Origin of the sequence: Haliea sp. (assembly GCF_041395985.1) — a bacterium.
In the GTDB taxonomy this organism is placed as follows: Bacteria; Pseudomonadota; Gammaproteobacteria; order Pseudomonadales; family Halieaceae; genus Haliea.
In genome coordinates, this window is record NZ_JAWKZJ010000009.1 from 1 (window position 1) to 12201 (window position 12201).

At 61.0% G+C, this 12201-nt stretch carries 10 protein-coding genes; 6 read left to right on the forward strand and 4 right to left on the reverse strand.

What is annotated here, in order from left to right; genetic code table 11:
- A partial coding sequence (locus R3E49_RS15165; protein WP_371295945.1) for a hypothetical protein occupies nt 1–194 on the forward strand: 194 nt, incomplete at its 5' end.
- Between the two features lie 339 nt (nt 195–533).
- Here R3E49_RS15165 and R3E49_RS15170 read toward each other — a convergent pair.
- Genes R3E49_RS15170 through R3E49_RS15180 form a run of 3 tightly spaced genes read right to left on the reverse strand, consistent with a single transcriptional unit; the run spans nt 534 to nt 3961 of the window.
- Nucleotides 534–2138, reverse strand: coding sequence for an AMP-binding protein (locus R3E49_RS15170; protein WP_371295815.1), 1605 nt, complete (start codon nt 2136–2138; stop codon nt 534–536).
- A gap of 40 nt (nt 2139–2178) precedes the next feature.
- The gene (locus tag R3E49_RS15175) at nt 2179–3219 is read right to left on the reverse strand and encodes an acyl-CoA dehydrogenase family protein (RefSeq protein ID WP_371295816.1); all 1041 of its coding nucleotides are present in this window, start codon (nt 3217–3219) and stop codon (nt 2179–2181) included.
- Nucleotides 3220–3271: 52 nt separating this feature from the next.
- Complete coding sequence (locus R3E49_RS15180) at nt 3272–3961, reverse strand: TetR/AcrR family transcriptional regulator (RefSeq protein ID WP_371295817.1); 690 nt, start codon at nt 3959–3961, stop codon at nt 3272–3274.
- Between the two features lie 99 nt (nt 3962–4060).
- Here R3E49_RS15180 and R3E49_RS15185 point away from each other — a divergent pair, with 99 nt between their 5' ends.
- The 4 genes from R3E49_RS15185 to R3E49_RS15200 all read left to right on the forward strand — a co-directional run bounded on the left by R3E49_RS15185 (nt 4061) and on the right by R3E49_RS15200 (nt 10166).
- Nucleotides 4061–5236, forward strand: coding sequence for an acyl-CoA dehydrogenase family protein (locus R3E49_RS15185; protein ID WP_339639005.1), 1176 nt, complete (start codon nt 4061–4063; stop codon nt 5234–5236).
- A 92-nt stretch (nt 5237–5328) separates the two neighbouring features.
- Nucleotides 5329–5970 carry a TetR/AcrR family transcriptional regulator gene (locus R3E49_RS15190; RefSeq protein ID WP_371295818.1) on the forward strand — a complete coding sequence of 214 codons (642 nt, stop codon included), beginning with the start codon at nt 5329–5331 and terminating at the stop codon, nt 5968–5970.
- A 234-nt stretch (nt 5971–6204) separates the two neighbouring features.
- On the forward strand, nt 6205–8709 hold the full coding sequence (locus R3E49_RS15195) for a TonB-dependent receptor (RefSeq protein WP_371295819.1): 2505 nt from the start codon (nt 6205–6207) through the stop codon (nt 8707–8709).
- A 158-nt stretch (nt 8710–8867) separates the two neighbouring features.
- A complete protein-coding gene (locus tag R3E49_RS15200) occupies nt 8868–10166 on the forward strand; it encodes a hypothetical protein (RefSeq protein ID WP_371295820.1) in 1299 nt (432 codons plus the stop codon).
- Nucleotides 10167–10206: 40 nt separating this feature from the next.
- Here the strand turns inward: R3E49_RS15200 and R3E49_RS15205 are convergent, their stop codons facing one another.
- Nucleotides 10207–10779 (reverse strand): peroxiredoxin, encoded by a 573-nt coding sequence (locus tag R3E49_RS15205; protein WP_371295821.1) that lies wholly within the window; start codon nt 10777–10779, stop codon nt 10207–10209.
- Nucleotides 10780–11030: 251 nt separating this feature from the next.
- Between R3E49_RS15205 and R3E49_RS15210 the strand changes: the two genes are divergently transcribed.
- A complete protein-coding gene (locus R3E49_RS15210; protein WP_371295822.1) occupies nt 11031–12176 on the forward strand; it encodes a pectin acetylesterase-family hydrolase in 1146 nt (381 codons plus the stop codon).
- The last annotated feature ends 25 nt before the right edge of the window (nt 12177–12201 follow it).

Here is a 12201-nt window from a genome sequence, read left to right on the forward strand (position 1 = left end):
ATCTGAAAGGCATACAGGGCGATGCGCTGAATGCGATTCTGTCTGCCTGCGGCCAAAATCTGCGCCGGCTCCTGCGCTGGCTTTATTTTGCCCCGAAAAAATGGGCGGAAACCATGTTGCGAAGGATCATCCGGCTGTTAACTGTGGCAGACAGCGACGATGGATTCGAGCATCACGCCGCATTGAGTTATTGATCAGGTTGCTGCCTGGCAGCGCTCAACAGTAATCAGCGCCAAAAGTGGGATATTCAGGTTCGACTTAGTAGTGGGCGGGGTGCGCGGAGACGGTGTCGCTGCGGGCTTGGCCGGCGCTGCCGCCATGGTTGGCGGCGCTGCGGGCGCATCGCCCGGGCGCCATATGCCCGGTATGGCCGAGAGAGTGCCTCGCTGTTGCAACCAGGCTCCTGCCACGAATGCGCTGCTAAGCGCAGCCGCCACCAGCAGTGTCCTGGCGGCGGTTCCTGTAAATGTCATTGCCGCTGTGTCCGCTCGACTGGCCTGTGTAAGCGCAACGATAACACGTACCGGGCGTTACTAGCGCTCTGCCTTGAAGCCTGCCTTCTGGGCATCCCAGGTGCCTTGGGTGATGCCGGCTTCGCGCAGCTTGAACTTCTGTACCTTGTTGGTAGGCGTGTAAGGCAGGGCCTCCACTTGCTCAAGGTACCTTGGCACGAAAAAGTAGGGCGCATTGTCGTTGATAAACTGCGCGAGTTCCTCAGGCGGCAGTGTCTTGCCCGGTTTGAGTATGTAGTTGAGCTTCAGTTCGGTTTCGGAATCAAGAATCTCGCTCGGCACGCCAAAGGCGGCGCAGTCAGCTATTGCCGGGTGGCGTCGCGCGACCATCTCCACTTCGAAGGTGGAGATGTTGCGGCCCTTGAGGCGCACCGCATCTTTCTTGCGATCGGCGAAATAGTAGTAACCGTCCGCCTTTTTGCGCAGCATGTCTCCCGTTTTGTACCACTCACCCTCGAAGGCATTACGCGTCGCTTCGGGGTCGTCGAAGTAGCCGTTGAAGATGGCGAAGGGCTCCCGTGGCCGTACCCAAAGCTCGCCGGCTTCACCCTCGGGGACATCCTTGCCGGCGTCGTCGACCAGGCGCGCATCCAGTTTTGGGGAGGGCAGGCCGCAGCTCCCCGGTGGCGGTAACGGCTGGCCGGGCGCGGTGATCACCAGCTGCATGCATTCGCTCTGCCCCAGGCCCTGGGGCATCAGCTCCAGGTTGAATCGCTTGCTGAAGGGGCCGGCGATATCCGGGGGTATCGGCACGGCCATCAACTTGCGCAGGCTGTGCTGGCCGTCGTCCGGCTTTTCCGCTGCGTTCCAGAGGAACATATGCATGGCACCTACGGTAAAGCTCTGCGTCGCGCCGTAGTAATCTACACGCTCCCAGAAATGACTGACTGAAAACACCGGATCCACGGCCAACGGAATGCCTACGATCAGCGCGCGCAGGATGGAGGTCACCCAGGCGGCTGAGTTGTACATCGGCAGAACAGAATAAATGACGTCACCTGGACGCGTACCGAACTGTGCATCACCGGTTTCCACGGCGTTGAACCACACGTTGTGGCTTTGCATGACGCCCTTGGAGCGGCCGGTTGTGCCGGATGTCCAGAGCACCGCACTGGTGTCGCCGTAGCTTTGGCCGGCAAGGTCTGGCTCCGCTGCGCCCTTCCGGTAAAGGCTGCCAAACGGAATAGCCGAGGGCAGTCCGGGGGCGTCCCCGAATGCCACCAGGTGGGCGACCTCGAGATCGGCCACCACCTGCCCGACCCTGTCGGCGTGCTCGCTGTCCGTCACCAGAATGTGTGGCCGGCTGCGATTGATGGTCTCGGAAAGCCAGCTGCCTTTATAGTCGCCGTTGATCGGAATCCAGACGCCTCCCAGTTTGTTGGTGGCGAGCGCGAGAAAAATGACTTCAGGCGCGCTGCCCATGAAAAACGCGACCCGGTCGCCCTTGTCCAGTCCCAGCTCCCTGAGCCCTGCAGCGAGTTCATTGACGCGCTGATTGACCTCGGCGAAGCTGTAGTGCGCTTCGCCGAACATGATAAATGTGGCGTCGGGCTGCTGGCTGGCTTGCAGACTCAGGGCGCGGCCGAGGTGGCGATCTTCAATGCGGTCAAATTGCACTACGTTCATGCTGGGCTCCGGAGTCGGGGTGGGTGTGCCGAGGTGTGGATCACAACGTTATGCCAGAATGTGGGTCGCTGGCCAGATGCCGGCCCATGGCGGCGAGCTGGTGAGCCGCACCGCCGAGGTCGAACTCGAGCTGTTTGGACCAGAGAAAGAAGCGGTGAATCGGGTACTCGATGTCAGCGCCAATGCCGCCGTGCAGGTGCTGTGCGGTATGCGCTACCCGGTGTGAGGTCTCTGCCGCCCACCAGCGCGCGGCGCCTGCCTGCAGCGTGGCGTCCAGTCCTTCTTCAATGCGCCACATAGCGCTGTCGACGACTCCCCTCAGGGCTTCGATATCCATATAACCGTCTGCCGCGCGGTGCGCCACGGCCTGAAAGCCGGCGAGCGGCTTGCCGAACTGTTTGCGTTCGCTGGTGTAGGCAGCGGTTCGTGCAAGGGCTTCACTGGCGACGCCCAGTTGCAGGGCGGCAGTCATCACTTCCTGGCGCTGGCGCAGCGCAGCGATCTGCTCGCAGCCGCCCAGATCAATGGCCTGGGCGCGGTTGACTCGCACCAGCGCCGTGGGCCGACCGTTGCTGACCCGCTGTGCGGTCATGGACAGCTCTGCTTCATCTGCTGAGAACGCAACCAGCCTGTCGTTGGCGCAGGCAACAATGTACAGGGCCCCTTCGGCCCACGGTACAAGGCTGAGTGTGCCGCTCAGCGTGTCGCCTTCAAGTTCCAGCCCCGGTGCAAGGCACAGGGTCAAGTGCGTCTCACCCGCCGCGACTTTGTCGAGGCCACGAGTGACACCGCCTTGCTCCAGCGCGTAGCCGGCCAGCAGGGTTTCCGGCAGCGGAATCTGTGCCAGTACACCTCCCTGTGCCTGCGCCACCAGGCACTGGGCTACGAAGCCCATCCCCGAGCCACCGTTGGCTTCCGAGAGCCCAAGTCCGGTGAGGCCAGAGCGTGCCAGCGTTTGCCACAGATCGCGATCGAAGCTGTCCTGATGGCGCACGCGAGCCGCGTCATCAACCTGATCGCGAAAAATCCGTGTTGCAAGCTCCGCGATTGCGGCCTGATCTTCGCTCAATGAGAAGTCCATGTTGAGTCTCCAGTTGTGCGGCGTGCGGGCCGCTGTGTGTCCGGTAGAGGTTTCATCGCCGGATGGCAAGAATCTTGTCGGCGTAGTTCATGGCCCGCCTCGGCGGGTTGCAGGCAAATAGCCCGCGGTAGAAGAGGGCGGCCAGCCACTCGGCAAGTTCATCCTCTGTCAGGCCTAGGGCCAGGAGCTCCGGGTTGCGCTCACCGTAGCGGGCGCGCAAGACATCCTGCCCGATGCCACTCAATGCGTGCACCACAAGGCTGACCTCGTGTTCGCTGAGGTCGCTTTCCGGGAATACGTAGGGAAATACGGCGGTGAGTAGCTTGAGTCGCCGGTTGTAGGACGCCTGCCAGCGTGCGCGGAAGGCTGGATCATCGCTACAGAACTGATCGATGCAGCGCATGATGCCCGGGTGCGCAGCGTGCGCGTGCACGGCCACCCGATAGTGTGAACGCAGCCGGCTGAACCAGTCACCTTTGCTGACATCCCGCTCGATCTGCTCGGTAGCCTCGAAGGCGGCAATATGGTCCTCAAGGATTTCCTCGATCAGGGCATCCAGCCCGCTGTAGTAATGGTGGAACAGTCCGGCTGCGACGCCGGCCTCGGCCGTGATGTCCTTCACGCGCAGCTGATGGTAGCCGCCCCGGTCGAGCAGGGCGATGGCCGCGCTTTTGAGGCGCTCGCGGGCGAGTTCACCCTTGGGGCGTCGCGGTGTCGATGACGGGCTGCTGCTTGAGGGCATGGTCTTCGCGTATTCTGGACTGTGTGCGGATTATTATTGATATTGAATCCAAATTCAATAATAATCCTGCAACCATCACTGAAGTCAGGAGACAGGTCCGTGCACATCGACTATACGGCAGGGCAGCAGGCGTTGCGTAGCGAGCTGCGACAGTATTTCCAGTCGCTGATGACCCCCGAGCTTATCGAGGCGACGCGCGGCAATGAGGGGGGAGATGCCTACAAGTCGGTGATCCGCCAGATCGGCAAGGACGGCTGGCTGGCGCTTGGCTGGCCCAAGGAGTACGGTGGCCAGGGACGTGGCCCCATGGACCAGATGATCTTCTTCGAAGAAGCTCAACTGGCCTGCGCGCCGCTACCCTTTGTAACCATTTCGACGGTGGCTCCGGCCATCATGGCGCACGGCTCCGAGGCGCACAAAGACTTCTTCCTGCCCAGGATAGCCGCGGGTGAACTCCACTTCGCCATCGGCTACACAGAGCCCGACGCGGGCTCGGACCTCGCGGCCCTGAAAACCACCGCCGTCGCCGAGGGTGATGAATGGGTCATCAACGGCACCAAGGTCTATACCTCCAGCGCGGAAGCCGCGGACTATATCTGGCTCGCCGCGCGCAGCGACGTAAACGCCGCTCGCCCCCACGCTGGCATCAGTATTTTTATGGTGGATGCCCACCAGCCGGGCTTCAGCTTTGCCCCGATACATACCGTGGGTGGCGTCCGCACAAACATCAGCTACTACAACGACGTGCGCTGCCCCAATGACATGATCTGTGGCACGCTCAACGGTGGTTGGAAGCTGATCACCTCGCAACTCAATCACGAACGGGTCGGTCTGGCCGCCATCGGCATTTATGCCTATGGACTCTATCAGGACGTGCTCGCCTGGGCCCGCGAACCCGATGCTGCTGGCGTCAGGCCTATAGAAGACGCCACGGTGCAGCGCCTGCTCGCCGAATGCTATGCGAGGCTGGAGGCGATGCGGCTGATGACCTGGCGCATGGCCTGGAGCATGGAGCACGGCGAGCCGGAGGTGGCCTACGCCTCAGCGATGAAAGCGTTCAGCACTGAGGGCCTGATCGAAGTCTACCGCTTGCTCATGGATGCCATGGGGCCGGCGAGTATGCTGCGCCGCGGCAGCGCCGGCGCGGCGTTGGCCGGTGAGTTGGAGGAAGAGTACCGGAAGTGCCAGATCAACACTTTCGGCGGGGGGGTGGTGGAACTCATGCGCGATCTGGTGGCTGCATTTGGGCTGAACATGCGCGCTTACAGCCGGTGAGCCGGACTTTTTTCTTGCTGCAAGCGTGGCATTGGGGTGGCTTTAACGATACATTGCACAAGAGGGTAAAATAATAGACGGTAGTTAAGATCATGGGTGCAGTCAGCAAAGGCGAGGGACGGCGCGAGCGCAAAAAGCGCGAAACGCGGGAACGAATCCTGCTTGCGGCGCGGCGTCTGTTTACGCGCCACGGCTATGAGGCGGTGACGGTTGAAGCCCTGGCCGAGGCGGCAGACATATCCAAGCCCACGTTGTTCAATTATTTCCCAAGCAAACTGGCGATCCTTCAGGCTCTGGTGCCCGGTGTTGATGAGCGCTTCTCCTCCGCCATTGAGCGGTTTCGTGCCGAAGGCGGTACTGCCGAGCAACAGTTGGCCCGGTTCTTTGCCTACGGCGCCGAAATGACCCGCAGAACCCCCACGCTGACACGGGCACTGTTGCTGCTCGCCCTGCGCGCCTACGACGATCCCAACTTCAGTATTGGCCAGCATCGCTGGCCGCTGTTACATGAGAGCTTTTGCGCCATGCTGCGGGATGGCCTTGCTCGCGGCGAGGTCCGGTCCGATATCAGTGTGGAGCGCATCACCCACTACATCCTTGGCATCTATGTCTACGGGCTGCTGAGCTGGCTCTCGGATCCACAGTACAGTGTGGATGCCGAGCTCTCGGTGGCTGCCGCATTTCTCGGTTCCGGATTTTCCGTGCGTGCAGAGGGCATCGCGGCCAGCAACTGACTGCCTTGCGGACCACAGCCTCGCTGGTATTGCTATCTGCACTACTTCATCACTTTTTGGTAATCCATCACTGTTCCGGGCGGGTTGTGCCGTGTAAAGTTGGCCCGCCGTCTAAAACGTGACCGTGGAAAGGTTTTAGTTCGTCTACAGGCAACACTCTGCCGAGATAAAAATGCCTGCACGCGCCTTGAGCAGTGCAGTGATAAGTGTTCCATCCGCATGAGAGGATCCCCCATGAAGAAGTTCAGATTTGCCCCGCGTCCGCTGGCTCTGGCCCTGTCATCGATTGCCGTCGGCATGAGCATGGCATCGCAGGCCCAGGTGACCGCCCTGGAAGAAGTCATTGTCACGGCGCAAAAACGTGCCGAAAGTACCCAGGAGACGCCTATCTCCATCACCGCACTCACCACGGATGCGCTGGCTCAACGGCGTATTGAGAACACGCAGGATCTGATTGGCCAGGTGCCGGGTGTTGCCGGTTTCAATGCCCCCGGCTCACGTGGCACTACCAGCCTCGCCATCCGCGGCTTTGGCGGTGGCAGCCCGGCCAACCTGTCGCTCGATCCCGCTGTTGCCGTCTATCTGGATGGCGTCTACGTGGGCAAGATGCAGGGCTCGGCGATGGACGTCGCCGAACTGGAGCGCATCGAAGTGCTGCGCGGCCCGCAGGGCACGCTGTATGGCCGTAACGCAACCGCGGGTGCCGTGAACTTCATCTCCCGCAAGCCGACAGGTGAGCTGGGTGTGCGCGCCAAGGGCACGCTGGGCAAATACGACGAACAGGAACTGAAACTGAATGTCGATCTTCCCTCAGTCGGCGAAGTCGGGCAGGGTCTCGGTAAGCTGTCGGCCGCCTTTGGTTACCAGAACCGCGAGCGCGATCCACTCTATGACAACCTCAATGGTGGCCCCGGCTACGACAGCATTGATCGCGAAGCCTACCGTATCGCACTGCTGTGGGAGCCGACGGACGCACTGAGCGTTGACTACAGCTACGACAGCAGTGACCTCGATGAGCAGGGCGGCCTGCAGAAAGTCACGGGTTTCACCGCACTGGATCCTGCCGGTAATGTGGATCGTATTTCCGCCATGCAGGGTGTCCTGCAGGGCGCCCAGTTCTGGGCCACCATCCCGGGCAGCGACCCGCGCATTGCGTCGCGCTGGATTCCCTCACTGCAGGAAACCATCGGGGTCTACCAGGCCATTGCAGCGGATGGGCAGGGCCGCGTCGATGCCGGTGCTTCTGACTTCGTGCCGACCTCTGACAATGAAGTCGAAGGGCATACGCTGACACTGAACTGGGAACTGGGTGATATGGGCGCGCTGGGCGACGTCACCCTCCGCTCCATCACCGCGTACCGTGAACTGCAAACCTACGTGTTTGGTGACCTGGAGAACATCGACAGCACGCTGGACGAAAACGGCATCGGGGCCTATTCCGACCTGGTGCACCTGACTCTGGCGCAGCTGTACGGCCCCTCGTCGGGCTTCAGCTACCCCTTCGTTGATGGCCTCTGGGCTTCCATCGACCAGCTCGGCGTGAACCATTCGAAGCAGGACACGCTGTCCGATTACGAGCAAACCTCGCAAGAGTTCAACATCATCGGTGCGACCGATCGTGTGGACTACGTGCTGGGCCTGTATTACTTCGAAGACGAGGGCATATATGACCGTCGGGCGATTTTCAGCGCCCCGCTGGCGGGCGCTGGCACGCAATTCTATGAGAACTCTACCGATGCCATTGCCGGTTTTACCCAGGCGACCTGGCGTCCCGCAGCGATGGACGATCGTCTGTCGCTGACGGCGGGCCTGCGCTACACCGAGGAAACCAAGGACATCTTCTACGACTACTCGGCGGTAACGACCCCCTTCGGTCAGACGCCGGCCCGCTCAGTCAGCCGTGAGGAGAACTTCTACAACCTCAGCGGTAACCTGACGGCTGCGTACCAGTTCACCGACGACCTCAACGCCTTCCTGCGTTACGCAACCGGCTACCGCAGCGGTGGTTTCAACGGCGAGGTGTTTGACAACGCCTACGACGAGGAAACCATGGAGCAGTGGGAACTCGGGGTGAAGAGCGACTGGTGGGACAACCGTCTGCGCATCAACGGCTCGCTGTACACCTACGTCTATGAGGACGTGCAGGTCAGCCAGATCAAGACCGAAAACGGCACCGCCACCAGCCAGATCTCCAACGCCGGTGAAGCGGATCGTTGGGGTGGTGAACTGGAGGTTCAGGTAGCGCCGGCGGAAGATCTCGTCCTGAGCGTGGGCTACACCTACGTAACCGGTGACTTCGAGAAGTTCCCCGAGCTGTGCGGCACCAGCGGTGTCTGCCTGGAGACCAAGGACCGTGCCAAGCGCAGCGCACCGTCCAACCAGATCAACGCCTCGGCTGACTACGTTTTCGCCCGCACCTCCTTCGGTGATATCCGCGGCTACGTGCAGGTCAACTGGCAGGACGAGTGGTACGAGTCTGCTTTGTGGACGGCCAACGTGAGCGGCCAGCCGGTGATCTATGACCACCAGATCATGGATGAGCGCACGCTGGTAGACGCCCGCCTCAGCCTGGAAAGCATCCAGGTTGGTGACGGTGTGATGTCCGTCGCCTTGTGGGGTCGCAACCTGACTGACGATGACTATCCGATCTTTGGTATCAACTTCGGTGGTCTGGGCCTGACGACGGAAGAGTACGGTCCTCCGCGGACCTACGGCCTGGACATTACCTACGAGTACTGACAGTAAGGTCCAAGCGATCTGGTTTGCAGGGGTGTCCTTTCGGGGACGCCCCTTTTTTTTGCGTTCTTTCCCGCAATGGCGCACATTGATGGTCCGGCATGGTGCTGGTCAGGCCCCGGGCACGTGGCCGGTGTAACTCGCGCTTACAGGGAGGCAGTATGCAGTCAGGGTGTAACCACCTGTGGGTCAGGGGCTGCTCCGCGTTTCGCAGAGGAGCCGCCGCGGCCTGTCTGGGCATCGCCGCGTTGCACGCGCAAACGGTCTGTGCCGCTGAAGAGGACACCTTGTCCGCCGCCTTTGAAGACTTTCAACGCGCCTTGCAGCAGGCCGAGAGCGATGTGCGCAGCAGTCCCGCGTTTGGCAGCGATGCCGAACGCGCCGCAGGCTACCAGCATATGCTGCGCATGCTGCTGAAGTCGATTGAAGCGGGCATGTTGCAGGACGCCCGCTACCCGTTTTTCCGCGTGATGGACATGCATGTGCGTGAAGGGGGAGACAATCCGGATCAGCGCTATCTGTTCGCGCCAGTGGAGGGTGGCGCCGCGTATCGTATTCACGGCGAACTCGGCTCGGCAAGCCGTATCGAAGTACAACTCTACGCAGGGGAGCCCTGGGCGGGTGCCGGCAGGTCGGCGGGCTATCTGGGGTTCGAAGCAATTCCCATCGACGCCGAGGGTCGGTTCGAGGTCTACCTGGAACCGCCAGGCGCAGCGCCTCGGCCTGGGGCGCTATCGAACCCGGAGGACACGACCACGGTGGTGGTGCGCCAGATCTATGCTGACTGGACGCAGGATGCCCCCGGACACGTGCACATCGACCGGACGGGTATGGAAGGCGACGTGCGATTGCCGGATACGGGAGCGGAGGTGGCAGCCCGGCTGCGCGAGACAGCGCGGATCCTTGAGCAGTCCGTGGCCGTATGGCCGGCATTTGTGGAGCAGCGGTACCGCCAGGTGCGTGAGGCCAACGTGCTGTCGCCGCCGCTGGATACCTCGACGCTGGGTGGGGTAAAAGGGCGCTGGATGGTGAGCGGCCATTTCGACATTCCCCCCGGGCATGCGCTGCTGCTGCGCACAACACCGACGTCTGCACGCTACCAGGCACTGCAGATTACCGACCTCTGGTTTGCTTCCCTGGAATATGCGAACGGTACCGCGAGTTTTACCCGCAGCCAGTCAACGCTCGCCAGCGACGGGGCCTATTACCATGTGATCGCTGCGCAGGACCCGGGTTATCCCAATTGGCTGGGGACGGGCGGATTGCAGCGGGGTACGGTGTTGTTGCGCTATGACGGTATGACAACCGCGTTGGCAGAGGATGACTGGCCACAAGCTACGTTATTAAAGCTGGAGGAACTGCCTGCTGCTATCCCCGGCTTCTTTGTGCTCAGCGCTGCTGAGCGAGCTGAGCAGGTTCGGGCAAGGCGCGCCCATGTCCAGCGGCGCTTCAGTCGATAGCAGGTTGCACCCCGCCCGGTGGACGGGGTGCAAAAGGCTGTCAGCCGACGAAGGCTTTGCTCGGTGCAGCAACACCCTCTGACTGGGTGCCTTTCAGGTACGCCAGCATGGTGTCTGCATCAGATACTTCGAAGGGGTCCGTCGGGCACACATCACCGAAGTCCGGCTCGGCAAACAGTTTTTCGATTTTGCCGTCGTTCACCAGCATCGAGTAGCGCCAGGAGCGCATGCCAAAGCCAAGGTTGGACTTGTCTACCAGCATACCCATTTTGCGCGTGAACTCGCCGTTGCCATCGGGCAGCATTTTCACGTTTTTGGCGCCCACGTGCTTGCCCCACTGGAACATCACGAATGCGTCGTTGACCGAAAGGCAGTAAATCTCGTCAACGCCCTCTTTCTTGAATTCCTCAAACAATGCCTCGTAGCGTGGCAGGTGGTTGGAGGAGCAGGTGGGGGTGAAGGCGCCGGGCAGTGAGAATACGATCACCTTTTTACCGGCAAAAATGTCGTCTGTGGTCGTGTCCTGCCAGCGGTAGGGGTTGTCGCCGCCGACGGATTCATCGCGAACACGCATCTTGAACACAGTGTGTGGAACCTGTCCTGCAGAGATCATGGTAACTCCTCAATCATCATTCAATGTGTTGTCGCGCAGCTGCAAGGGGCGAACTGCTACGAGGGGCCACTATAGCCGGAACCAGGCATTCTGAAAATATGATTATTATGATTAATACGATCTAAAAATTAGTATGTAGGATGTGAAGCTGTACTGGATTGCGTCACGGGCTTGAAAGATGTCCTGGGACTGGGCATCTTGTGCAGCAAGCTTCCGACACCACGTCGGTGCGCCACCCCCGGAGAGTAATAATGAAAATTGAGGATGTTAACAGTCGGCCGGCGCTGCGCCGACTTTCAATCGCATTGTGCGCCGCTCTGCCGCTTATGACGGCGTGCAGCGACTCCACTGACAGCGTCGTGGCCCCGGTAGAGCCCCCAGTGGAACCCGCGGCGGTACCGTTCCAGGAGCTGCTGGACCAGGGCATCGCCCGCTATCTGGGCGAATACACGCCGATGTTGTCCGAACAGGACGGCGACGTGGTGAATCACAGCTTTGGTGCTGGCGATGGGCCGCTGTGTCTCACGGGTGGTGAGTACACCATGGCGACGCGCGACACCGGTTCCGAAGACCTGGTGATTTTCCTTCAGGGCGGCGGAGCCTGCTGGTCCGACCTGTGCCTGGCAACGGAGCAGGCCGCGCCTGGCATACCGCCCCTCGGCGTGCTGGATCCGGCACGTGAAGGCAACCCCGTGGCCGGTTGGAACACGGTGTATCTTCCCTATTGCGATGGTTCCCTGCACGCTGGTGACCAGGATGTCGACACGGACGACGACGGCGTCGCTGACCGCTTCCACCGCGGACTGCACAATCTTTCTGCATCCCTCGATGTGGCTGTCAATACTTTCCCGACGCCGCGTCGCATACTGTTGACGGGTTCCAGTGCGGGTGGCTTTGGCACCACCTATGCATTGCCGCTGGTGCGGCAACTGTATCCGGATGTGCCGATCGAGCTGATCAATGACTCCGGTCTTGGGCTGGGTCGGATTGATGAGCCGGCGTTCATCGAACAACTGCTGACGGAGTGGAATGCCACCGCGTTCTTCCCGGAAAGCTGCGAGACCTGCATCGGGGATGACGGCCATATCACGGACTATCACAAGTACCAGCTCAGTGAAGACGAGAACTTCCGCCTCGGCATGATGAGCTACACGCGTGATACGGTCATTGCGGTGACCTTTGTGCAGGTGGGCGGGGAAGTCTTCGAGGAAGCCCTGCTGGGTGAACTCGATGATCTCGAGGCCGCCTACCCGGAGCGGGTGAAGTCCTTCGTGGCAACGGGTGCCGAGCACACCTTCCTGTTGGGTGACCTGGAGAAAACAGCCGGCGGCATTTCAGTGGCTGACTGGATCAGTTCAATGCTCCTGGGTGAAGATTGGGAAACCTACCGCGACTGATTTCGCGTGCACCGGTCGGGGGAAG

Excerpts from the sequence above, each read along its gene's own strand:
- R3E49_RS15170 (WP_371295815.1), bottom strand. The coding sequence starts at position 2,138 with ATGAACGTAGTGCAATTTGACCGCATTGAAGATCGCCACCTCGGCCGC.
- R3E49_RS15175 (WP_371295816.1), bottom strand. The coding sequence starts at position 3,219 with ATGGACTTCTCATTGAGCGAAGATCAGGCCGCAATCGCGGAGCTTGCA.
- R3E49_RS15180 (WP_371295817.1), bottom strand. The coding sequence starts at position 3,961 with ATGCCCTCAAGCAGCAGCCCGTCATCGACACCGCGACGCCCCAAGGGT.
- R3E49_RS15190 (WP_371295818.1), top strand. The coding sequence starts at position 5,329 with ATGGGTGCAGTCAGCAAAGGCGAGGGACGGCGCGAGCGCAAAAAGCGC.
- R3E49_RS15195 (WP_371295819.1), top strand. The coding sequence starts at position 6,205 with ATGAAGAAGTTCAGATTTGCCCCGCGTCCGCTGGCTCTGGCCCTGTCA.
- R3E49_RS15200 (WP_371295820.1), top strand. The coding sequence starts at position 8,868 with ATGCAGTCAGGGTGTAACCACCTGTGGGTCAGGGGCTGCTCCGCGTTT.
- R3E49_RS15205 (WP_371295821.1), bottom strand. The coding sequence starts at position 10,779 with ATGATCTCTGCAGGACAGGTTCCACACACTGTGTTCAAGATGCGTGTT.
- R3E49_RS15210 (WP_371295822.1), top strand. The coding sequence starts at position 11,031 with ATGAAAATTGAGGATGTTAACAGTCGGCCGGCGCTGCGCCGACTTTCA.